Origin of the sequence: Arthrobacter oryzae, assembly GCF_003634095.1 — a bacterium.
In the GTDB taxonomy this organism is placed as follows: Bacteria; Actinomycetota; Actinomycetes; order Actinomycetales; family Micrococcaceae; genus Arthrobacter; species Arthrobacter oryzae.
Genome location: NZ_RBIR01000014.1, coordinates 41514 through 65042 on the forward strand (window position 1 = coordinate 41514; position 23529 = coordinate 65042).

Here is a 23529-nt window from a genome sequence, read left to right on the forward strand (position 1 = left end):
CGAACTCTCGCGCGCCGCGGCCCACGCCGGCTGGACATGCTCAGCCGCGGCCACGAACAGTGGGCAGAATGCCATTCTGCCCACTGTTGGCGTTTAACAGTGAGCATGTCCGTCGCTGACCTGGCTTGCGGGTGAGCATGTCCGTGGCTGACCTGGCCTGCGGATGAGCATGTCCCTTGGGGGAGTGTCGCCGGGCCAGGTCCTATAGGATCTGAACATGCAACTAGCTTCCACGGGCAGCGGCGCTGAGGGGCGCTCCGCGGGCCGTCCCGTCAGCCGGCAGGTCCTGGCGGACCACGTGTATGAAGAGCTTCTGGCGTCGCTGATGGATGGCCGGTTGGAACCCGGGGCTGCGGTGAGCATCGATGGAACCGCACGGGAACTCGACGTTTCGCCGACGCCGGTCCGCGAAGCGCTGGCCAGGCTCGAACACACCGGCATGGTTCGCCGGGTGGCCCTCAAGGGCTACCGGGTGGCTCCGGTATTCACCCAAGAGGATTTCGCCGAGCTCATGGAAGCCCGGCTTGCGATCGAGCCCGTCAATGCGCGCCTGGCCTGCTCACGCCTCACGCCCGGCCACCTCAGGGAACTGGAGCAGGCGGTCACCGATCTCAAGGACGCGCCGCGCGGCCCCTCCTTTGCCGAATTCCGCAGCTATCTCGAAGCCGATGAGCGGTTCCATCGGCTGATCGCGGAGCAGACGGGCAACCAATTCATGGTGGCCGCCTATGCCGCGCTGGGTGGACAGATTCAGCGTTTCCGCCTGTTCGGGGGAGTGGGCATCACTGACGCCGAGCACGCGATCGCCGAACACCAGGCAGTCCTGGATGCCTTTGCCTCCGGGGACCCCCAGCAGGCCGAGGCCGCCATGGCCGAGCATGTGCGCAAGGTCCGGGGCCGGGCCATCGCCGACGCACCGGCAGACTAGCCGTAAGCATTTTCGAGGACCTCTTCTCGCACGGAGAGAATCCCTATAGGATCTTCGATTGTTGCCGATATGCCCTGATGTGATCTTGACAACATCCTTTAGATAGTAAATCCTATAGGAAACAGGATTCCACGAAGGAGTGAACCCATGGCCTACACCGCCGAAAACTGGCCGATCACCGCGGCGCTGCTCCAGTTCCCGGGCACTGACGCCCAGGGCTCACACATCAACAATGCTGACGCCTCGGCCTGGGCCGACGTGCTGCGGGAAGTCAAGGACGCCGGCTTCGCCAACGCCGACCTTACGGACAGCTGGGTCCGCCCCGGCGACCTTAGCCCCGCAAGACTTGCCGAGTTCAAGCAGACCGCGGACAACGTGGGCATCGGCATCCCCGTCATTTCAGCCATCCGTCGCAGCGTGATCGAGGCCGGTAACTGGGAGGCCAACCTGGCCTACAGCCACCGCACCATCGACGCCGCGGCCGAGCTGGGCTGCGAGGTCGTCTCGTTCGGGCTGCATCAGGCCATCACCGCCGAGCAGCAGAAGCAGCTGTGGTTCTGGACCATTGAGGGTTACAAGGATCCGGTGGGGGACAAGGACACCTGGGACAAGGCCGTGACGCGGCTCCGGGAACTCGGCAGGCACGCGGCCGACGTCGGCGTCCTGCTCTCGCTTGAAATGTACGAGGACACCTACCTCGGCACCGCGGATTCCTCCGTTCAGCTGGTCCAGGACATTGGACTGGCGAACGTCGGCCTCAACCCGGACATCGGCAACCTCATCCGGCTCCACCGCCCGATCGAGGACTGGCGCGAGATGGTGGCCAAGACCCTGCCGTACTCCAACTACTGGCACATGAAGAACTACATCCGTGACGAGGACGTCGCCCGGGACACGTACGTCGCCATGCCGGCCCCGATGGAAAGCGGCCTCATCAACTACCGCGAGGCCTTCAAGTTCGCCCTCTCGGTCGGTTTCCAGGGCATCCTCTGCACCGAGCACTACGGCGGAGACGGCCTCAGCGTCACGGCCAGCAACCAGGACTACCTCCGCCGCCAGGTCCTGCCGAAGACCGACGGCTACGCCCTCGGCCGGAGCCAGGTCGCCCAGGGCCGGCAGGTCCCGGCAGCCGCGGAACTCGCCAGCGCCTAACCCGGCGCGTGGTGCGGCCGTCAAGCCATTTGGGGGCGGCCGCACCACTCCATTTCCACCCCAGATCCACTTCTCCAACACGGATTCAATGAGGAAACCATGACCCAGATCTTCGACAACCCCGCTGATTTCGCGGATGAGGCACTGGACGGCTTCGTGGCGGCCAACCGCGGCTACGTGGCCCGAGTCGACGGCGGCGTCGTCCGTTCCACCGAGGTCCCCGCCGGACAGGTCGCCCTGGTGGTCGGCGGAGGCTCCGGGCACTACCCGGCTTTCGCTGGCCTGGTCGGGCCGGGCCTGGCCACCGCCTCGGCCTGCGGCAACATGTTCGCCTCGCCCGCGGCCGGCCAGGTCTACCGCGTGGCCAAGGCGGCCAACGCCGGCGGCGGAGTGCTGCTGAGCTACGGCAACTACGCCGGGGACGTCCTGCACTTCGGCCAGGCCCAGCTGCGCCTCAACGCCGAAGGCATCGAAACCCGCACGGTCCTCGTCACGGACGACATCGCCAGCGCCCCGCTGGACCAGATCGAAAAACGCCGCGGAATCGCCGGGGACCTCACAGTGTTCAAAATCGCCGGCGCCGCCGCCGAGGCGGGACTGAGCCTGGACGACGTCGAACGGCTGGCCATCCGCACCAACTACCGCACCCGCTCGCTCGGCGTGGCCTTCGACGGCTGCACTCTGCCCGGCGCCGAAGCCCCGCTGTTCACCGTCCCCGCCGGGCACATGTCCCTTGGCCTGGGCATCCACGGCGAACCGGGCATCTCGGATCACCCCATGCCCACCGCCTCGGAACTGGCAGAACTCCTCGTCAGCAAGCTCCTGGCCGACAAACCCGACGACGCCGGCACCCGCGTCGTCGCGATCGTCAACGGCCTGGGCACGGTCAAGTACGACGAGCTCTTCCTGCTCTTCGGCAAGATCGAGAAGCTCCTCAGCGCCGCCGGGCTTACCGTCGTGGAGCCTGAATGCGGCGAGCTCGTCACCAGCCTGGACATGTCCGGACTCTCCCTGACCCTGCTGTGGCTGGACGAGGAACTCGAACAGTTCTGGGCCGCCCCGGCGGACACACCCGCGTTCCGCAAGGGAAATCTGGCGCCGCGCGCCCGCCGTGAACTCGCCGGGCCGGACGCCGAGAAGGCCGCCGACGTCGAACGACCCGCCGCCGCGGCGGCCGTCCTCGGACGGCTCGCGGCTGACCTCCTCGGCCAGACGCGGGACGTGATCGTTGAGCACGAGGAAGAACTGGGCCGACTCGATGCCATCGCCGGCGACGGCGACCACGGGATCGGCATGCGCCGCGGCGTGGACGCGGCAGTCGCGGCGGCCGAGCAGGCGGCGGCGAACGACGGCGGCGCTTCGCCGTCACGGATCCTGACCGCTGCGGGGGAGGCCTGGAGCGAGCGCGCCGGCGGGACCTCCGGTGCCTTATGGGGCTCGGCGATCATCGCGGCCGGACTCGCACTGGGCAACCGTGACAGCTATTCCGGCGAGGACGCGGCCGCAGCCGTCACCGCCTTCACTGATGCCATCACGGAGCTCGGCAAGGCGGAGCCGGGGGACAAGACCATGGTGGATGCGCTGCTGCCGTTCCGGGACGCCTTCCTCGGCGCGCTCGACGGCGGCACCTCGGTGGGCCCCTCGCTCGCCGCGGCTGCTTCCGCCGCGCAGACAGCCGCCGACCAGACGGCCGGCCTCCGGCCGCTCAAGGGCCGGGCCCGTCCCCTCGCCGAAAAGAGCCTCGGACACCCGGACCCCGGAGCGGTGTCCTTCGCGCTGATCGCGGCCCGGATCTCAACCCACGCAGGCACTGCAACACCAGATATTGCATCACCGGATACTGCACAAACCCACGCCGGGCTCACACACGACGAGCCGGCCAAGCAAGGAGCACGAGCATGAGCGCAACAGCAGGCTGGCGCATCGTCGTCGGCAACGATGAGGCCGGCGTCGAATACAAGAACGCCCTAAAGGCACTCCTCGAAGCCGACCCCCGCGTGGCGTCGGTGCTGGACGTGGGCGTCGGAGCCAACGACGCCACCGCCTATCCGCACGTGGCCGTCGACGCGGCCCGCAAAATCGCCGACGGCGACGCCGACCGGGCGCTGCTGATCTGCGGCACCGGCCTGGGCGTGGCGATCGCGGCCAACAAGGTCCCCGGCATCCGTGCCGTTACGGCCCACGACAGCTACTCCGTGGAACGCTCCGTCCTGAGCAACAACGCCCAGGTCCTCACGCTCGGGCAGCGCGTCATCGGGCTGGAGCTGGCCAAGAAGCTCGTGGGCGAATGGCTGAGCCACCGCTTCGATGAAAACTCCTCCTCCGCCGCGAAGGTGGACGCCATCTGCTCTTACGAACCCGAATACACGAAGGCAGTCTGAACATGACCGAAGCAACAGATACCGCGGCCGTCAACGCCGCCCGCAAGATCGCCGTCGTCGGCTCCGGCTACATGGGCGGTGGGATCGCGCAGGTCCTGGCGCTCGGCGGGGCGCGCGTCGCGCTGGCCGACGTGTCCGCCGAGGTGGCGCAGAAGAACTTCGAGCGGCTCCTGGCGGAATCAGACGAATTCGTGGCCGCCGGGCTGTTCCCGCAAGGTTCCACGGAGGTGCTCAAGGAAAACCTGTGGGCCGCCAGGGACATTGAGGAGGCCGTGGCGGATGCCGACTTCATCGAAGAGGCCGTGCCCGAGGTCATCGCGATCAAGCACCAGACCCTGGCCCGCATCAGTGCGGCGGCCCGTCGGGATGCGATCATCGGCTCCAACACCTCCACGATCTCCATCGCGGACCTGTCCGAGCCGGTCACCCACCCGGAACGGTTCCTGGGCGTTCACTTCTCCAACCCGTCACCGTTCATCCCCGGCGTGGAAATCATCCCCCACGCAGGCACGTCGGCGGCCACGGTCGGCGCCGTCCGCGAACTGGTCCACGCCGCGGGCAAGCAGACCGCCGTCGTCAAGGACGTCACGGGCTTCGTGCTTAACCGCCTCCAGTACGCGCTGTTCCACGAGGCCGCCCAGCTGGTTGAACAGGAGATCGCGACCGCGGAGGACATCGACACCCTGGTCCGCACCACCTTCGGCTTCCGGCTGCCGTTTTTTGGGCCCTTCGCGATCGCCGACATGGCCGGACTGGATGTCTACAACTTTTGCTACAAGTCGCTCCAGACCGACTTCCCGGAACGCTTCGCGACGCCGAAAATCCTCACCGAGCTGGTGGAGGCCGGAAAGCTGGGCACCAAGTCCGGGGCCGGGTTCCTCAACGTCCCGGCCGAGCGCACGCCGGAGCTGATCGCCTACCGGAACAAGGCGTACGTGGCCATGCAGCAGCTGCTCGAGGATCTCGGTCCCGCCCCCATCAACTGACCCCCTGCACTTTTCACACTCTTCAGGAGCACCCATGAGCACATTCCCGGCAGAACGCACGGCCATCATCACCGGCGCTGTGTCCGAGCGCGGCATCGGCCGCGCCACCGCCAATTACCTTGCCGCCCAGGGCTGGAACATCGGCATCATCGACCTCGACGACGCGCGCTGCAAGGCTGCGGCTAAGGAACTGGCCGCCGAGCACGGCATCAAGGCCTGCGGCGCCGGCGCCAACGTATCCGACGAGGCATCCGTGCGGGCCGCGATTGACGCCATCGAGGCCGAGCTGCCGCAGATTGTGGCCCTCGCCAACGTGGCCGGCGTCAGCTCACCGGTCCCGTACCTGGAACTCGACGCCGCCGAATGGGACCGCGTGCTCAACATCAACCTCAACGGCGTCCACTACGCCACCCGCCGCGTCGCCGAGTCCATGGTGAAGAACAGGATCGGGCGCATCGTGAACATCTCCTCCGTCTCCGCGCAGCGTGGCGGCGGCACGTTCTCCAAGACGCCGTACTCGGTGGCGAAGGCCGGCGTGATCGGCCTGACCCGGGCAACGGCCCGTGAACTGGGCGAATACGACATCACAGTCAACGCCATCTCCCCGGGCCCCATCGACACCGACATCATGGGCGGCACCCTCAGCGAGGAACGCAAGGACGAACTCACCAAAGACCTCGTGGTCAACCGCGTCGGGTCCACCCGGGACATCGCCGCCGCCATCGCCTTCCTCATCAGCGAGGACGCCGGCTACATCTCCGGCCAGACGCTGAATGTGGATGGCGGACTCTACATGCACTAGGAAAGAAGCGCCGTGGCACAACACAGCCAAACCACCGCCAACTCCGGAGCCGCAGCCTGGAGCAAGGGACGGAAGATCTACCTCGCCGTCGGGATCCTGGCCTGCCTGGCCGGCGTCCTGATGATGGTTTTTTCACGCTAGACGTTTCACCCTGCCGGATCCGGCCCTGCCTTTCGGGGCCAGATCCGGCCGTTCTCCGCGCACTGCCCCATTCGTTTCACCCGTTCTACCTTCCTGATCTACTCAACTGATTCACTCAATGAGGAGTTTTGATGTCCGTAGCAACACCAACCACCCGGGAGCTCCTGGAGACGCCGGTCCTGAAATCGGCTATCTCCAAGGCCTCCCGGCGGCTCATGCCGATGCTCGTCATCCTGTATGTGGTGGCCTTCCTGGACCGCACCAACGTGGGCTTTTCCGAGGCGGCGCTCGGCGTGGACAAGGGCATTAGCGCCGGCGCCTTCGCCTTGGGTGCCGGTATTTTCTTCATCGGCTACGCACTGTTTGAGATCCCGAGCAACCTGCTCCTGACGAAGTTCGGCGCCAAGGTGTGGCTGGCCCGCATCGCCATCACGTGGGGGATCGTCTCCGCCTGCTTCGCGTTCGTGCAGGGCGAGACGTCCTTCATCATCCTGCGCTTCCTGCTGGGTGTGACCGAGGCGGGTCTGTTCCCGGGCGTCATCATGTTCCTGGCCGCGTGGTTCCCCAACAAGGTCCGGGTCAAGATGTTCGCGATCTTCTACCTCGCCCAGCCCTTCTCCCAGATGATGGGCGCACCGCTGTCCGGCTGGCTCATCAACATCGGCGACCAGTTCCCCGGCGTCCAAGGCTGGCAGGTCATGTTCTTCGTCGAAGGCATGCTGGCCGTCGCCGCCGGCGTCGCCGCATACTTCTTCCTGATCAACACCCCGCAGGACGCCAAATTCCTGAAGACGGACGAGAAGAAGGCTCTCCTGGACGTCATGGCGCTGGAAGACACCGTCAAGGAAGAGACCGGCCCGCGCGGTGTGCTGGCCGCCATGAAGAACGGCAAGGTCTGGTACTTCACGGTCATCTACTTCTGCCTGCAGGTCGCCGTCTACGGCGTCACGTTCTACCTGCCGCAGCAGGTGTCGCAGCTGACCGGGCAGAAGGTGGGTCTCGCCGTCGGACTCATGGCAGCCATCCCGTGGTTCTTCGGCATTTTCGCCTGCTACTTCATTGGCAGGGCCGCCAACACGGTGGTCCGCCGCCGGGTCTGGGGCACCGGGCTCTTCATCTCCACCGGCCTGTGCATCTTCGGCTCGGCCTGGGCCGGCGCCAACCACATTCCGGCCCTCGGCATCATCTTCATCAGCCTCGCGGTCTGCAGCTTCCTGTCCATCGGCCCCATCGCCTGGTCCTACCCGACCGCGTTCCTCACCGGCACTGCCGCAGCCGCCGGCATCGGCCTGATCAACTCGCTCGGCAACCTGGGCGGCTTTGTGGCTCCGATTCTGCGGACCTCCGTCAACCAGATGACCGCGTCCGACACCGGAACCATGGGTGTCTACGCCCTGGGCGTGCTCCCGTTCCTGGCCGCGGCGATGATGTTCGCCACCAAGCGATTCAGGAACAAGGCCGACGAACTGCTGGAGCACTAGCCGTTCGTCTGGATCAGCTCACGTAGGCTCTCAGCGGCCTGGACCAAGCAGAAAGCACCCGCAATGCAGCACACCCCCGGCAGCCAGACCGACCGCCCCAGCATCCTGGTGGGTGTCAGCGCCAAGATGTACCTGGGCTACAGGGACAGTCTGGACTGGCTGGAGCGGCTGCGGCTCGAAGTGGACGCCCGTCCGGCCCTCGCGGCCGGGCGGGTTGTCCCGTTTGTGATTCCATCTTTTCCCGTCCTGCCCGCGGCGGCGCGTCTGGTGGCGGGGACGCCGCTGCTGCTCGGCGCCCAGAATTGCGGCTGGGCCGACGGCCCGTGGACCGGCGAGGTGGCCCCGTCCATGCTCGCGGAACTCGGCGTCCGGCTCGTGGAAATCGGCCACGCCGAACGCCGCCGGCACCTGGGCGAGGACGACGCCATGATCACCCTCAAGACCCGGGCGGCCGAGGACGCCGGGCTCACGCCGTTGCTCTGCGTCGGGGAATCCGGGCGGGGGGAGCCGGATGCGGCCGCGGACCAGGTTTACCGTCAGATCGCCTCGGCCGTCGACGGCGATTGGAACCGCGCCGGCCGTTTGGTGGTGGCCTATGAACCGGTCTGGGCCATTGGCGCGGCCGAGCCCGCGGACGCCGGATACGTGTCCGACGTCGTCCGCGGTCTCCGCAGCCGTCTCGCCGCGGCAGGGGTGCCGGAGCTGCCGATCATTTATGGCGGTTCGGCCAAGCCCGGACTGCTGCCCGCGCTCGAGGGCGTCTCGGGCCTCTTCCTGGGCCGGTTTGCACACGACCCCGCCAACTTCGGGCGCGTGCTCGATGAGGCATTGCTGCTCGGGGAGCGGGACGCCGGTCCGGGCCCCCAGGGGACAAGGGAAGGTCGGACATGCTCAGTCCTGGCCGCGAGCAATGGGCATGATGCCGAAGTGTCCCTTGGTTACCGCCAAGATTGAGCATGTCCCTCTGAGCGACGGGCCAAGGATGAGCATGTTCCTCGCCCTGTGGGGTGTTGTGTGGCCCGTGGGCTACGCCGGGACCGACCTTTGGCACAGGCCGATGAATCCGCCCAGCTGTTCCAGACCCTCGGGATGGACGGGGAGGTAGTTGGTCAGCTCGGGGGCCCGGACCACCACGGCGCGCCACTGACCGCGGGACACTGCCACATTGATGCGGTTGCGCGAGAGCAGAAACTCCATGCCGCGCGGGGCTTCTGCCACCGCGGAACACGCCATGGACACGATCACCACGGCGGCCTCCTGACCCTGGAACTTGTCCACGGTCCCGACGCGCACGCCGGAGAGGTTCGCGGCGTCGAGGGCGTCGCGGATGACGTTGACCTGGGCGTTGTATGCCGCCACCACCAGGATGTCGGCGGCGTTGAGCGGCCGGGTACCCTCCTCGGAATGCCAGCTCAGACCCAGATGCCGCCGTATCTGACGGACCACCTCGGCCGCTTCTTCCGGGGAGGACGTGGTGTTGCCGCTGTGCTCCACCATGACGGTTTCGATCCCGGACGGGACTCCGTCGAGCCGGCGGAGATCGGCGGCCGGCGCTGCACGTAGTTTTCCCTCATAGGAGAGATCAGAGACGGCGCCGCACAGTTCCGAGGCCATCCGCCACGAATCGGCCAGGAAATAGCCAAGTTCCGGCGGCAGGGTGGCATGGCCGGCGGAAATCCAGCCCAGGGCTGACTCGTCCACGGGCTCGGGGTGGGCGCCCTGGCTCACCTGCGGCAGTTGCTGGGGATCACCGAGCAACAGCAGCCGGCTGCTGGCCTGGGCCACGGCCAGGGTGTTGGCCAGGGAGAACTGCCCGGCCTCGTCGATCACCAGTAGATCCAGCGACCCGGCCGGGACGTTTGCGCCCGTCATAGTCCAGGCGGTGCCGCCGATGAGGGCGCCGCCGGGCGAGCTGAGCAGGCGTGCCACGTCCGCCGCCGAGCGCTGCCCCCAGGGGAGTGACTCGGCGTGTTTGACGTCCTTGGCCACCACTGCCGGGTCGACGCCGGCCTTGGTGACGGCGGTGTTCAGCAGGTTCTCCACCACCGCATGGGACTGACCGACGACGCCGACTTTCCACCCACGCTCCACCAGCCTGGCGATGACGTGGGATCCCACGTGGGTCTTGCCCGTTCCGGGCGGGCCCTGCACTGCCAGGTAGGAATGGTCCAGGGCCAGCACCGCCGCCGTGATTGCATCAATAAATCGGTCCGGGCCTTCGCCGGGCGCTGGCAGCTGCGCTCCGGAGGCCAGCCGAGGCGGAACCCGGCGGACCAGATCCAAGGCCGGATGGCGGGGCAAAGTGGGCGGCGAGGTCCGCAGTGCACCCGTAACGACCGCGGCCAGGGAGGCCAAGGCGTCCTCAAGGCTCTTGGTCTGGATGGGCTGGTCTTCGGTCAGCGCGACGGGGACCTGGCCGTACGGTTCGAGGTTCCTGCGAAGCTTGTCCCGGATGACCACGGTGTCCCTGCCGTCCTCGTGCCCCAGCTCCAGGACCTCGGTGCCGAACCAGCCGTTGCGCCCGGTCCCGTTGATCCCCGTGCCTTCGAGGCCGGCCGGCAGCGGCGGCTCATACATGCGGAACCACGTGCTGCCCTCGCGCAGGTCCGAGCCCGGGCTGACCGTGCCGATCAATTTCACCTTCCGCTCCGGAAGCTTGGCGCCGTCTTTCCACCAGTCCTCGAGCACCTCGGCGTCCTCGACGAGGAAGACGTTCCGGTCCTGCTGGTGATGCGTGTGGGGGCCATTTTCGCAACGGTCGAAGTGCGCCCACCAAAACGCCTTGCGCTCCCTGCGGTGATAGCTGACGGCTGCCGCCAGCATGGAAACTGCCTTCCGGTCCTCTTCCGGCAGGCAGGCGCCGGGACCCGACAGTTCAGTCAGTGCCACTTCGAGCGGATCCGGTTCGGCCGATGCCCCTCCGGAATCCGCACTGCCGTCACCGGCCGCGGACGCGGCTGCCGCGTGTTCGCCAACCGGCCTGATCCCACGTTCCCGGGCCAGGCCGAGGAGCCAGTTCCGCAGCTCCAGCGTGGAGAGGCAGTCGTATTCGTTGTAGTCGGAGATCCCCGCGAGAATCTCCGCCGCTTGCCCGGGCCGGTGGTCGTCGCGCGCATCGCAGTAATGGGCATAGGCAACCACGGAAGCTCCGGCGTCCTTCACGTCCCCGGAGCGCAGGTTCGTCCCCATGTACAGCGGCTCGAGTTTCTTGATGCTGTAGGAGTTCTCGGAGATCCGGATGCTGTTCCGGACCGTTTGGTACAGGTCCACCAGCAGTCCCTCGCGCAGCCACTCGTCCACAACGTCTTCGCCGGCCACGTGCAGCACCGAGAGCTTCCGCAGCGCCGTCTTCTCATAAGCGGCATAGTGGTAGACGTGCATGTCCGGGTAGTCCCGCCGGCGCTTCTCCACATAGTCCAGGAAGTCGAGGAACGCCTGCTTCTCCGCCTCCCGGTCGTGGGCCCAGAACGGCCTGAAAACCCCGGGGAGGCCGGGCCCGGTGGGCGCCTCGATCACGCCGAACAGATACTCCAGCCCCCAGACTCCCGTGGCGCTTTCCTGCCACAAAGGGTCGCCCTCGAAGTCAAAGAAGATGTCTCCCTTGCTGGGTGGGGGCAGCTCGGCCAGCGTGTTCTCCGGCAGGACCGCAAAGCGGATGCTGTGCTCTTCGCCGTCCTTGAGGTAGCTCACCCCGCCGTCCGAGGCGCCGGTGCCGCTTTGCATGCGGGCCTGATCCTGCAGGCGCAGCAGCGAGGCATTGGGGTTGACCAGGACGGCTTCCGCGAGTTCCCGGACCGTGCGGATGCCCTCGGTCCGGAGCTTCTTGCGCGTAGCCGAGTTCATCCGGGCCACGAGGAGCAGGTCGTCGGTGGCTTTAAGCTGTTCCTGGCAGTAGTCGCAGCGGCCGCAGGCGGCGAGCCCGGGTGCATCCCATCGCACGGCATCGGGCTGCGCCCTGTGGGCGGTGACCAAGGCCAGGAAACGCTCCCGGCGCTCGCGGAAAACCGGCAGGATCTCCGAAAGCTTGTGGTGGCTGCGGACGTAGTCGAATCCGCCGTCCGGGAGAGGGACAGTAGCGCCAAGGACCAGGGTCACAGCCGGGTCCGGTGTGATCCCCGCCTTCAGCAATTGGTCCCCGTACGCCGCCAGCTGGAGCAGCGCCGTCACCTTTGCATGGCGGGCTAGTTTGGTGTCGAACACGGCGTAGCTTCCGTCCGGTTGCCGCACCAGGAAATCCGAGCGGCCGTGGAACTGGCCGTCGAAGAAGGCCGCCTGGAAGACGACGTCGGCGCCCGCCCGCAGCGCCTCAATGGACTCGGCATGCTTGGCGGCCAAGGTGGCGCGGTCCATGGCGTCCGCGGGAACGACGTCGTACACTCCGCGGCCGGCGGCCGGATCCCAGGGGCCGAACTCCTCGACGAAACCGGCGAGGACTTTGTGCTCGTGGCGGTCACCCAGCACGGCGGCGTGCCGGAGCATCTCGTCGTCGTCGAAGACAGCTTTGGGGGAACGGCCCAGTTTCTCGTCGAGCTTCCGGAGCAGCTGGTACTCGCAGCTCGCGGCCACCACAAGATCGCTCGCGGAGTAGATCAGGTCCGGTGATGAGCCGGGTACCTCAGGTTCAAGGAAAAACACTGTGCCCCCGTCGTCGCTGCCCTCTGGTGATCGGGCTTGAATAAGCCGAGTCCGGCCTCCGCTGTTCAAGTTATCAAAGCCCTCTGACAATAAGCCCAAACCCGGCGCGAACCCGGCCCCGCAACCACCACAAGGCACTGGTTCCTGTCAGAGGTTCGGCGTAGGGTCTGAGGATTATGACCGAACAGCAACCCTTTGAGCTGGTCCAGCGCTACGCGCACTTCGAGCTGCGCCGCTATCCCGCGTATGTTGTGGCCGAGATCAAGGTCAACGCGACATTTGACCGGGCCGGGAATGCGGCCTTCCGGCACCTGTTCAACTACATCAGCGGCAGCAACACCGCCCGTCAGAAGCTGGCGATGACGGCCCCGGTAATCCAGGAAGTCGGTGCTTCGCAGAAGCTGGCGATGACCGCCCCGGTGCTCCAGAGCGGTCCGCTGCCGGGAAAAGATGAACCCGCTGATTTTGTGGTGGCCTTCGTGCTCCCCGCCGGGCTGACGGCGGAGACGGCCCCCGTCCCGTCCGACGCGGACGTCAAGGTCCGGGATGTCCCCGGCTCGCTGGCGGCCGCCCTCCGGTTCTCGGGCAGCGGGTCCGAAGCTGCCTTTGAAAAGCACAACGTTGGCCTCCAGGCGGCGCTGGTGGTAGCCGGGCTGACGCCCGTGGGGCCGCCGCGATTCGCCCGTTTTGATCCGCCGTTCAAGCCGTGGCTCCTGCGCCACAACGAGGTCCTCCAGGACGTCGCCGAGCCCCTCCCCGGGCCGGGCGCCTCCGGCCGCTGACCCGGGTAGGGCAAAATGGACAGGGTGACTCAACTCCCGCAGCGCCCCGCCTCACCCGCTTCCAGCCCGGCACCCAAGTCCGGCACTCCGCACACCCAGGAATCGGGCATCGCCGCCCAGATCGCGGACGAGCTCGGCGTGCAGGCCTGGCAGGTCAAAGCCGCCGTGGACCTGCTCGACGCCGGATCCACCGTGCCGTTCATCGCCCGGTACCGCAAGGAAGCCACCGGGACGCTGGATGACACCCAGCTGCGCGACCTGGAGGAGCGGCTGCGGTACCTCCGCGAACTCGAGGACCGGCGCCGGACCATCCTCGAAGCCATCGCCGCGCAGGGTGCGCTGACCCCGGAACTGCAGGCCGCCGTCGTCGGGGCCGACACGAAGTCGCGGCTCGAGGACATTTACCTCCCGTTCAAAACCAAGCGGCGGACCAAGGCGCAGATCGCCCGCGAGGCCGGCCTGGAGCCGCTCGCGGACGTGCTGTTGAAGCGCCCGGAGCTGGACCCGGACCGCGAGGCAGCCAAGTACCTGAACGCCGAGCATTCGATCGGGGACCCCGCGGCGGCCCTCGCCGGTGCCCGCGCCATCCTGGTGGAGCGCGTCGCGCAGGACGCCGACCTGGCCGCGACGCTGCGGGAGCGGCTCTGGACGCAGGGCCGGATGGTCTCGCGCGTCAAGAAGGGCAAGGACGCCGAGGGCCAGAAGTTCAAGGACTACTTCGAGTTCTCCCAGCAGCCGTCCGGGATGCCGTCGCACCGCGTCCTGGCGCTGCTGCGCGGCGAAAAGGACGGGGTGCTGGAGCTGGATCTCGCCGAGGCTGAACCGACCGACGACGCCGCCCTCACCGCCGCGCGCGGCCGTTACGAGGCGGCGGTGGCCAGGTTCCTCGGGGTCGCCGACCGCGGCCGGCCCGCCGATGCCTGGCTGCTGCAGACCGCCCAGGCGGCGTGGCGCTCGCGGGTGCTGGCACGGCTGACGGCAGACCTGCGCAGCCGGATGTTCGCCGCTGCAGAAGACGAGGCCGTGCGCGTCTTCGCCGCCAACCTGCGCGATGTGCTGCTGGCCGCGCCCGCCGGGAACCGCGCCACCCTGGGCCTCGACCCGGGACTGCGCACCGGGGTGAAGGTCGCGGTGGTCGACGGCACCGGCAAGGTGGTTGCGACGGACACCGTCTACCCGCACGCCCCGGCCCGGAAATGGGACGAGGCACTGCGGACCCTCGTGGGCCTGGCCACGAAGCACGGCATCGAACTCGTCGCGATCGGCAACGGGACGGCATCGCGGGAGACGGACAAACTGGCCGGGGAACTGATCAAGCAGCTCTCGTCCGGGACGGAGATCAAGCCGCAGAAGATCGTGGTGTCCGAGGCCGGAGCCTCGGTCTATTCGGCGTCGGCGCTCGCCGCGGCCGAACTGCCGGGCATGGACGTCTCCCTGCGCGGCGCCGTCTCGATCGCCCGGAGGCTGCAGGACCCGCTCGCCGAACTCGTGAAGATCGAGCCGAAGTCGATCGGCGTCGGGCAGTACCAGCACGACGTCACGGCCGCGAAGCTGGACCGCAGCCTGGACGCGGTGGTGGAGGACTGCGTGAATGCCGTGGGCGTCGACGTCAACACGGCCTCACCGGCGCTGCTGAGCCGGGTGGCCGGCGTCGGGCCCCTGCTGAGCGAGAACATCGTGGCCTACCGGAACGAGCACGGCCCCTTCAACAAGCGCAGCGAGCTGAAGAAGGTCCCGCGGCTGGGTGCCAAGGCGTTTGAGCAGTGCGCCGGCTTCCTGCGGATCACCGGGGGAGCGGAGCCGCTGGACGCCTCGAGCGTGCACCCCGAGGCGTACCCCGTGGCGCGGAAAATCAAGGCCGCGGCAGGGAAGGCTCCGGCCGCGGGAAGCTACGCGGCGCTGAACCCGCAGGACTTCGTGGACGGGTCATTCGGCCTGCCCACGGTACAGGACATCATCGCCGAGCTCGAAAAGCCCGGCCGCGACCCCCGTCCGGCCTTCGCGGCGGCCGCGTTCGCGGAAGGGATCGAGAAGATCTCCGACCTCCGGCCGGGGATGGTGCTGGAGGGTACCGTGACCAATGTGGCGGCCTTCGGCGCGTTCGTGGACATCGGGGTTCACCAGGACGGGCTGGTGCACGTGTCCGCGCTCGCCAACCGGTTTGTCTCCGATCCCCGCGAGGTGGTGAAGTCCGGGCAGGTGGTCCGGGTCAAGGTCCTCGAGGCGGATCCGGAGCGGAAGCGCATCTCGTTGACGCTAAGGCTCGACGACGAGCCGGCACCTTCCGGGGACGGTGCGCCGTCCCGGGAGCGGTCGGGTGGCCCCGGTGGGCCCGGGGCTGGCGCCTCGCGCCGGCGGCCGCAAGCCCAGCGGAAAGACCAGCCGCAGGCCCCGAACGCGGCGGGCCGGCAGCCCCAGCCGCCACGGCCGGCCGCCCAGGCCAGGCCCGCGCCGTCGCCGGTCAACACCGCCATGGCCGAGGCGCTCCGGAAGGCCGGCCTGGGCAAATAGGGCGCCCCGGCCGGGACTCTGTCTGCCGCTTATCGCGACACTGCTACCGCTCGGCGCATAAATACAACGTTTGCTTATCATCTGCATCATGATTGCCGGAGGCAACGGTCCTTCTCAGGGGCCCGTCGCCTCAATGAGCCGGACACCGATGTCGTTGACGAGCAGGGGAGCATTTATGGGTTGGCTGGACCGCGAACGAACTATCGCCCCGCCGGGATTCAACCGGTGGCTCGTGCCGCCTGCGGCGCTCGCCGTGCACCTGTGCATCGGCCAGGCGTACGCGACGAGCGTCTACAAGACGGCCCTGGTGAAGCACTTCGGTGCCAGCCTGACCGAGATCGGCGTGATCTTCTCCATCGCGATCGTGATGCTGGGACTTTCGGCCGCCATCATGGGCACCTGGGTGGACAAGAACGGGCCGCGCAAGGCGATGTTCACCTCCGCCGTATTCTGGGCCAGCGGCTTCCTGATCGGGTCCCTGGGCATCTTCACCGGCCAACTCTGGCTGGTCTACCTCGGCTATGGCGTCGTCGGCGGGATCGGGCTGGGCATCGGCTACATTTCGCCGGTGTCCACCCTGATCAAATGGTTTCCGGACCGGCCCGGACTCGCCACCGGCATGGCCATCATGGGCTTCGGCGGCGGCGCCCTGATCGCCAGCCCCGTTTCCACGGCGCTGCTCAAGCTGTACGACCCCAACTCCGGTGCCAAGGGCTGGGTGGCCAGCGGCGACTCGGTGGGCAAGCTCTTCCTGACCCTCGCCGTCGTCTATCTGGCGTACATGATGTTCGGCGCCTTCACCATCAAGGTCCCGGCCGAGGGCTGGAAGCCGGCAGGCTTCGACCCCGCCAACGTCAGAGCGGCTGCACTGGTCACCACGGAGAACGTCTCCGCCAAGAACGCGGTCAAGACCCGGCAGTTCTGGCTCGTCTGGATCGCCTTGTTCTGCAACGTCACTGCAGGCATCGGCATCCTGGAACAGGCCGCACCGATGATCCAGGACTTCTTCCGCCAGCCCGACGGCACCTCCCTGGCCAGTGCCGCTGTGGCCGCCGGCTTCGTGGGATTGCTCTCCATCGGCAACATGGCCGGCCGGTTCGCCTGGTCCGCCACCTCGGACGCCACCGGCCGCAAACGGATCTACATGTTGTTCCTCGGCGGCGGCGCGGTGCTCTACACCGTCCTCGCGCTGGCAGGCTCGACCACCACCGTCCTCTACGTGGCGCTGGCGTTTGTCATCATTTCCTTCTATGGCGGCGGATTCGCGACGGCCCCGGCCTACTTGCGCGACCTCTTCGGGACCTTCCAGGTCGGAGCCATCCACGGCCGCCTCCTGACCGCCTGGTCCGCGGCGGGAGTCGCCGGCCCGCTGATCGTCAACGCCTTCCTCGACGCGCAGGGCAAACCCGGCGCGCTCACCGCCGCCTCGTATCAGCCCGCGCTGCTGACCATGGTGGCGCTGCTGGTGATCGGCTTCGTGGCGAACCTGCTGGTCTCCCTGGTGGATGCACGATTCCACGAACCCCGTCCCGGCCGCGTCCGGTCCGAAGAACCCGCCATGGAGGCCTGAGATGAGCACTGCACAGACCCCGGTGACACCGTCCACCGGAAAATTGATCCTTGCATGGGCCCTCGTGGGCGTTCCGCTCGCGTACGGGGTCTACGAGACGCTCACCCGGGTGGCGGGGCTGTTTGGCTGACACCGTGGTTGCAGGAGCCGCCCCAGGCCGCCCGCCCGCGGGCGGCGTGCCGTTCACCCGCCCGGCGGCGTTCACCACCCGCCCCACGCTGCAGGGCACCTTCGGAATGAGCGCGTCCACGCATTGGCTCCCGACGGCGGCCGCCCAGGCCGTGCTGGAGGGCGGCGGAAACGCCTTTGACGCCGCAGTGGCCGGCGCCTTCGTGCTCCATGTGGTGGAACCGCACCTCAACGGACCGGGCGGTGACATGACCGGGATTTTCGTCACTGCCGACCAGCCGGACAAACCGGTGGTCCTCATGGGCCAAGGCCCGGCGCCCGCCGGGGCCACCGTGGAGCATTACCTGGCCGAGGGCCTGGACCTGGTTCCGGGCTCCGGTGCCCTGGCCGCGGCGGTTCCGGCCGCCGTCGACGCCTGGTTCCTGCTGCTGCGCGATCACGGAACCTGGGAGCTGGATGCGGTACTGGATTTCGCTATCGGCTACGCGCGTGACGGCCATCCGATGCTGGGGCGGGTCGGGGCCACCATCGCGGCCGTGGGCGCGCTATTTCAGGCGCATTGGCCCACGTCGGCTGACCTGTGGATGCCCGGCGGCCGGATTCCGGCCGAGGGCGAACTGGTGCGCAACCCGGCCTATGCCCGGACGCTGCAGCGCCTTGTTGAGGCCGGAGCCGGTGAGTCATCCCGGGAGGCCAGGATCGATGCCGCCCGGCGCGAGTGGCGCGAGGGCTTCGTGGCCGCGGCCATGGTGGAATCGGTGCAAGCCCCGCACCGGCACTCCTCGGGCATGGACCACCGCGGGGTCCTTGCCTTGGCGGACCTGGCGGAGTTCCAGGCAGGGTATGAGGCTGCCGCCACCGTGGAGTTCCGCGGCCACACGATCGCCAAGACCGGACCCTGGGGCCAGGGGCCGGCGCTGCTGCAGACCCTCGCGATCCTGGCCGGCTTCGAGGACCGGTACCTTGATCCGTCGACCGAACTGGGCGCCCACACAATCCTGGAGGCACAGAAACTTGCGCTCGCCGACCGCGAGGCCTACTACGGGGACACCGACGTGCCGCTGGACTACCTGCTGTCCGAGGAATACTGCGACAGCCGCCGGGCCCTGATCACGGACCGGGCGTCCCACGCGTTCCGGCCCGGATCAGTTCCGGGACACAATCCGTATCGGCCGCTGCTGCGCACCGGGTACGTGCCGCCGGCGTCGGCCAGCGGGAGACACGGCAGCGGCGCCGCAGGCAGTAACGCCGCAGGCGGGGGGACTGCGGACCGACATGGACCCAGATCCGGCTCCGCGGCGGCCTTGGGCGTCGGGGAACCAACCGTGGCGCAGACCGGGGAGACCCGGGGCGACACCTGCCATATCGACGTCGTGGACCGGTGGGGAAACATGGTTTCCGCCACGCCGTCGGGCGGCTGGCTGCAGTCCTCGCCCGCGATCCCGGAACTGGGTTTCTGCCTGGGCACGAGGCTGCAGATGACTTGGCTGGAGCCCGGCACGCCGTCCACCCTGACGCCCGGCAAACGTCCGCGGACCACCCTGACGCCGACCCTCGTGCTGCGCGGCGGCCGGGCCGTGACCGCGCTGGGTTCGCCAGGCGGTGACCAGCAGGACCAATGGCAGCTGCCGTACCTGCTGCGGACCATCGTGGGCGGATACTCCCCGCAGCAGGCAATCGACGCGCCGACCTTCCATACGACGTCGATGCCCGGATCCTTCTGGCCGCGCACCTGGGAGCCGGGCGGCGCCGTCGTTGAGGACCGGTTGGGGGAGGACGTGATCGAGGGTCTTGAGCATCGGGGGCACATTGTCACCCGGGCCGGTGACTGGACGCTGGGACGGTTGTCCGCCGTCGTGCGGGATCCTGAAACCGGGGTCCTGCAGGCGGCCGCGAATCCGCGGGGTGCGCAAGGGTACGCCGCGGGCCGGTAGCGGGCGGGGCGCTCGGTGGGCTGAGGGTTCAGCGATGCAGGGGACGCCTGGCGGGTCTGGACGCTGGGCGTTGGTCAGGGCCTGGACGGCCGTGGGACGCTGGCGGCTGGATGCCGCGCGGTTTCGCGTCTGTTGGCCGTCGGTTAGCTGGCTGCCCGGAGTTGGTCCATGAAGCGGAGCGACTCCGCGACGATCTGTTGCTGCGCCTCTTCGCGGCTGACGCCCGGCACGCCGTCGCCGGGCTGCTCGCCGTAGTCCCCGAAGAACGCGTGAACTCCGCCCACAACCGTTACGTAGGTGGTCGTCGGCGGGAGCAGGGGCTTCGACGCCGCGATCTTCTCCGGGGTGCTCAGGCCGTCATTCGACCCGGAGATGGACAGCACCGAGAGGCCGCCGTCATCCGCCATGTTCCCGGCCGGGTAGGAGGCGAAGAGCAGCAGCCCGGCGACGTCGTGGTTCGACGCCGCAAAGGCGGACGCGCTCACGCCGCCCAACGAATGGCCACCGACGGCCCAGGAACCGATCCCGGGATGCCGGTCCATGGCTGCACGGGCTTGGCCGGGATCCAGCAGGGAGATGCCCAGCGGCTCCTTCAGGATGACCACCAGATGGCCCGCGGCCGCAAGGGGTTTTAGGACGTCTTGATAGGCGTGGGCGTCCACCTTGGCGCCGGGGTAGAAGACCAGCCCTGTGGTGGCTTTGCCCTCGGGAACGCCTTGCGGAGTGAGGGTGATGGACGTGGCGTCCTCTGTTTTGGCCACGCCGGATGCGTGGGAGGTTGCAGGCCCGGCCGGTGGGGTGGTCGCCCCGGACGTCGTGGGGTCTGTGGGGCCTGAGGGATCTGAAGGCGCAGAAGGTGCAACGGTTCCGGCTGTCTGCGCGGTGCTCCCGGGTTGGTACGGGAACGGGTTGAGCCACGCCAGCGCTGCCACGAACCCGAGGGCCGTGAGCCTGCCCGCGATCCCGCGGACCAACTGCCAGGTGGAAACATCGCCGCTGCTCTGCACTCTGTCGCGGGACAAACGCCGGCGCGCTGCCGCGTTGTTGTGCGTCCGGGCGCCACCGTGCGGCTCCCCGGGCGCAATACTGCCTCTTCGCTGATGGCGAGTGCGCCGATCCGGGTCGGTCGTCAGATTCCAGTGTCTGACCAGAAACAGGGCCCAGACGATCCCCAACGCGACCGCGGCCACCAGGAGAATTGGCAGGGCGGGGTGGCCGCCGAGGACGGCCGGGTTGCTGAGCAGCATCCAGAGAGGGACCGCTATCAGCGCGGCCGCCGCGAGAGCGCCGCTCCAGTTGAGGATCGCGGATTTCCAGGAAGCGGGGCGGGGTTCTTTGGGGATGGGGGCCTCGGAGGGCTTTTCAGGACGCAACGGCTGGCCTTCCTTCACGGCTTGATGATATCCCCGTGGCGGGGGAGTCCTCACCGGATCGATCAGAGACCGCTGCGCCCCGCCCACAGCCCATGCAGCAGCGGAAGCACCGACGCGATCATCAGGACATTGCCGAGCACCATGTCATCCGCGCGGACCACGGAGCCGGAAATCAGGAGGGCACCGAATAGCAGCGCCGATGCCGATCGCCGCGCCGTGCGCTCCAGCCGTCCCAGCTGCCGCTCAAGACGCGGATTTGCGACCGCCAGTGAACCGTCCTCGAGCCGGGTCAGCAGCCCATCCAGGCGTTTCGGCAGGCCCAGGGCCATTCCGGCGGCATCGAGCGCCTGCTGGGCCGCGTCCTGCAGGATGTTGCCGCGCTCCTCCCGCAGCAGCTGGGCGGCATACGGTTCGACCGAGTCCCACAGATTGAAGCGGTCGTCCAGGGAGCTGCAGACTCCAGAGGTCAGTGACATGGCCCGGATGATGAGCAGGAAGTTTTCCGGGAACTGGAACGGCAAGGACCGGACCACGTCACCGAACTCCACCGCGAATTCCCGGAACTCCCGCGGGTCCACTTCGCGCAGCTCGGCGAATCCCATCCCGCCAAAACGGGCAAAAAGGTGCGTCATTGCCCGCTCAAGCTCCACGGTGTCGGCCGAGGGCACCAGCACACCTACGTTCCGGATGGCGGCCACCAGCCCCTTGCCGTCACGCGAGGCGGCCGCGATGAGCAGCTTTCGCAGGCCGCTGCGCGTGCTCGGCGGGATCTCGCCCATCATGCCGAAGTCGATGAACGTCAGCTTCCAGGGGTGCTCTGCGGACGGATCGGTAGACGGCGTGACAAAGATATTGCCCGGGTGTGGATCGGCATGGAAGAAACCTGTGGTGAACAACTGGTCGAACATGACGGAGGCAAAAACCGGGGCAACCTCCACCGGGTCGATGCCGGCTGCCAGAAGTGCCTTCGCGTCCGTGATCTTGATCGCCGTGACATCCTCGAGGGTGAGCACTCGGCGGGTGCTCTGCTCCCAGACGACGCCGGGCACGTCCACGCGGCCGTCATGGGCAAAATCGACCCCGAACCGCTCGGCGTTCGCCCCCTCATTGAGGTAGTCGATCTCCTCCAGACTGGTCTGCGCAAACTCCTCCACCAGGGCGCGCATGTCGGCGCGATCGGACACCAATCGGATATGGCTCAGCCAGCCGCCCACTTTGCGCAGTGCCGCCAGGTCGACGTCGACAATAGCGTCGATGCCTGGCCGCTGGACCTTGATCACGACACTTTCGAGCCCGGTGGCGGCGGCGTCATCCGGGCGGAGCTTGGCCCGGTGCGCCTGCCCAAGGGATGCTGCTGCGATCGGCGTCTCCTCGATCGAGGCGAACAACCGCTCCAGCGGCGCGCCGAGTTCAGTCTCGGCGAGGGTGCGGATCGCGGCGAAGGGAACCGGGGGCACCTCATCCTGCAACCCCTCGAGTTCTTTGGTGATCTCCGGCGGCAGGACATCCAGCCGGGAGGACAGGAACTGACCCACCTTGATCATGAGACCGCCAAGGCTCACCGCCAGCACATGGAAGCGTTGCGCAAAACGCCGCATCCTCTTGGCCCGGGTGCGCTCGGAAATCCGCACCAACCCGATGCGAGGAAGGAACAACTCAAACCACCAGGTCACCACGAGATGCCATGCGGCGAAGCGCAGGATGCGGCGATAGCGGGCGCGGTGGTCCCCGGCGCGGGCTTTTGGATCTGCGCGTTCCCGGTGTACCGACGTCACCCCTGTCAGCCCTGGGCGAGGATCGCGTACAGCCGGCGGCGCGCGTCGTTGAGCACCGCCACGGCTTCCTGCACTTGCTCCGGCGTGCCGGTGCGGCCCACCTGGGAGGCGGCCTGTGCGAGTTCGACGCCGGCCTTGGGCAGCGCCGCGAACCCGGTGCCCGACGCCGGTCCCGTCGACTCCCAGGGAGTCGAAGTAGCGGCACCCGCGACTTCCTCGCGGCCCGCGTCCGTAAGGGAGTAGATCTTGCGGCCGTTGGATTCCTCGGCGCGGATAAGGCCCTCGTCGGCTAGGAGTTGGAGAGTGGGATAGACGGAGCCCGCGCTGGGCTTCCAGCTGCCACGGCTGCGCTCCTCGATTTCACGGATGATCTGGTACCCGTGCATCGGCCGTTCCGCGAGCAGTGCCAGCACAGCCGAGCGCACCTCGCCTTTCCCCGCCCGGGACCCCGAGCGCTTCTCGAACCTCGAACGCAACTCCTCAACGGCCTGCCACATGCTGTCGACATTATTGCCGCGAAATCCGTCTGCCGGGTATGAATTGCGCATCATGCTCTCCTCTGGAAGGTCGCGAACGATATACAACGATAGTCAACGATACATCCGGGAATTCACGAAACCAAGAGCGGCTCCGGTCCGTTCAGGGGCCGAAAACCGGGACTTCTCAGCGGTTCCGAGGTTCGGTGGCTCCCGGCCGGGACGCAGGCCGACGCTATGCGGCGGTCGCCATACGCCCGTCGTTATGCGGCGGTGGTGAGGTGGGTGGGTTTGAAGTAGTGGTTGCGTCGGGGTTGTTGGGTGGGGTCCAGGTGGGGTGGCGGGATGAACCAGGGGGTGCCGTTTTTGAGGTGGATGGTCCAGTGTTCTTTGTGGATGACGTGGTGGTGGTGGGAGCAGAGCAGGGTTCCGTTGTCGGTGGCGGTGGGGCCGCCGCGGGACCAGTAGTGGAT

The 23529-nt window shown here is 67.8% G+C and carries 18 protein-coding genes and 1 pseudogene; 14 read left to right on the top strand and 5 right to left on the bottom strand.

The window, feature by feature from the left end; genetic code table 11:
• Positions 1–217: 217 nt before the first annotated feature.
• The 9 genes from C8D78_RS19265 (at position 218) to C8D78_RS19300 (ending at position 8825) form a co-directional block, all read left to right on the top strand.
• A complete protein-coding gene (locus C8D78_RS19265; RefSeq protein ID WP_120955470.1) occupies positions 218–928 on the top strand; it encodes a GntR family transcriptional regulator in 711 nt (236 codons plus the stop codon).
• A 147-nt stretch (positions 929–1075) separates the two neighbouring features.
• Positions 1076–2080: a sugar phosphate isomerase/epimerase family protein gene (locus C8D78_RS19270; protein WP_120955471.1), complete on the top strand. Its 1005-nt coding sequence runs from the start codon at positions 1076–1078 to the stop codon at positions 2078–2080.
• 99 nt (positions 2081–2179) lie between these two features.
• A complete protein-coding gene (locus C8D78_RS19275) occupies positions 2180–3982 on the top strand; it encodes a dihydroxyacetone kinase family protein (RefSeq protein ID WP_120955472.1) in 1803 nt (600 codons plus the stop codon).
• A complete protein-coding gene (locus tag C8D78_RS19280) occupies positions 3979–4461 on the top strand; it encodes a ribose-5-phosphate isomerase (RefSeq protein ID WP_120955473.1) in 483 nt (160 codons plus the stop codon). The genes C8D78_RS19275 and C8D78_RS19280 overlap by 4 nt, the downstream gene beginning before the upstream one ends.
• Positions 4462–4463: 2 nt before the next feature.
• Positions 4464–5447 carry a 3-hydroxyacyl-CoA dehydrogenase family protein gene (locus tag C8D78_RS19285; RefSeq protein ID WP_208642015.1) on the top strand — a complete coding sequence of 328 codons (984 nt, stop codon included), beginning with the start codon at positions 4464–4466 and terminating at the stop codon, positions 5445–5447.
• A 34-nt stretch (positions 5448–5481) separates the two neighbouring features.
• The gene (locus tag C8D78_RS19290; RefSeq protein ID WP_120955475.1) at positions 5482–6249 is read left to right on the top strand and encodes an SDR family NAD(P)-dependent oxidoreductase; all 768 of its coding nucleotides are present in this window, start codon (positions 5482–5484) and stop codon (positions 6247–6249) included.
• A 12-nt stretch (positions 6250–6261) separates the two neighbouring features.
• A complete protein-coding gene (locus tag C8D78_RS20090) occupies positions 6262–6390 on the top strand; it encodes a hypothetical protein (protein ID WP_279629540.1) in 129 nt (42 codons plus the stop codon).
• Between the two features lie 131 nt (positions 6391–6521).
• Positions 6522–7871, top strand: coding sequence for an MFS transporter (locus tag C8D78_RS19295; RefSeq protein WP_120955476.1), 1350 nt, complete (start codon positions 6522–6524; stop codon positions 7869–7871).
• Between the two features lie 63 nt (positions 7872–7934).
• The gene (locus C8D78_RS19300; protein WP_120955477.1) at positions 7935–8825 is read left to right on the top strand and encodes a triose-phosphate isomerase family protein; all 891 of its coding nucleotides are present in this window, start codon (positions 7935–7937) and stop codon (positions 8823–8825) included.
• Between the two features lie 72 nt (positions 8826–8897).
• Here the strand turns inward: C8D78_RS19300 and C8D78_RS19305 are convergent, their stop codons facing one another.
• The gene (locus tag C8D78_RS19305; RefSeq protein WP_120955478.1) at positions 8898–12506 is read right to left on the bottom strand and encodes a TM0106 family RecB-like putative nuclease; all 3609 of its coding nucleotides are present in this window, start codon (positions 12504–12506) and stop codon (positions 8898–8900) included.
• Between the two features lie 176 nt (positions 12507–12682).
• Here C8D78_RS19305 and C8D78_RS19310 point away from each other — a divergent pair, with 176 nt between their 5' ends.
• The 5 genes from C8D78_RS19310 (at position 12683) to C8D78_RS19325 (ending at position 19432) form a co-directional block, all read left to right on the top strand.
• Entirely contained in the window at positions 12683–13288 is a 606-nt protein-coding gene (locus C8D78_RS19310) for an SOUL family heme-binding protein (RefSeq protein ID WP_120955479.1), read from the top strand.
• 24 nt (positions 13289–13312) lie between these two features.
• Positions 13313–15799: a Tex family protein gene (locus C8D78_RS19315; protein ID WP_425266723.1), complete on the top strand. Its 2487-nt coding sequence runs from the start codon at positions 13313–13315 to the stop codon at positions 15797–15799.
• Positions 15800–15974: 175 nt separating this feature from the next.
• A complete protein-coding gene (locus C8D78_RS19320) occupies positions 15975–17369 on the top strand; it encodes an OFA family MFS transporter (protein WP_120955481.1) in 1395 nt (464 codons plus the stop codon).
• Position 17370: 1 nt separating this feature from the next.
• Positions 17371–17499 (top strand): MFS transporter small subunit, encoded by a 129-nt coding sequence (locus C8D78_RS20095; protein WP_279629541.1) that lies wholly within the window; start codon positions 17371–17373, stop codon positions 17497–17499.
• 106 nt (positions 17500–17605) lie between these two features.
• On the top strand, positions 17606–19432 hold the full coding sequence (locus C8D78_RS19325) for a gamma-glutamyltransferase family protein (RefSeq protein ID WP_244208514.1): 1827 nt from the start codon (positions 17606–17608) through the stop codon (positions 19430–19432).
• A gap of 143 nt (positions 19433–19575) precedes the next feature.
• On the opposite strand, the gene C8D78_RS19330 is transcribed toward C8D78_RS19325, so the two are convergent.
• From C8D78_RS19330 to C8D78_RS19350, 4 genes and pseudogenes are all read right to left on the bottom strand, one after another.
• Positions 19576–20823: an alpha/beta hydrolase gene (locus C8D78_RS19330; RefSeq protein ID WP_244208511.1), complete on the bottom strand. Its 1248-nt coding sequence runs from the start codon at positions 20821–20823 to the stop codon at positions 19576–19578.
• A 44-nt stretch (positions 20824–20867) separates the two neighbouring features.
• Complete coding sequence (locus C8D78_RS19340) at positions 20868–22580, bottom strand: ABC1 kinase family protein (RefSeq protein ID WP_120955483.1); 1713 nt, start codon at positions 22578–22580, stop codon at positions 20868–20870.
• A gap of 5 nt (positions 22581–22585) precedes the next feature.
• A complete protein-coding gene (locus C8D78_RS19345; protein WP_120955484.1) occupies positions 22586–23128 on the bottom strand; it encodes a PadR family transcriptional regulator in 543 nt (180 codons plus the stop codon).
• 191 nt (positions 23129–23319) lie between these two features.
• Positions 23320–23529 (bottom strand): annotated as a pseudogene (locus C8D78_RS19350) (hypothetical protein); the annotation flags it as partial.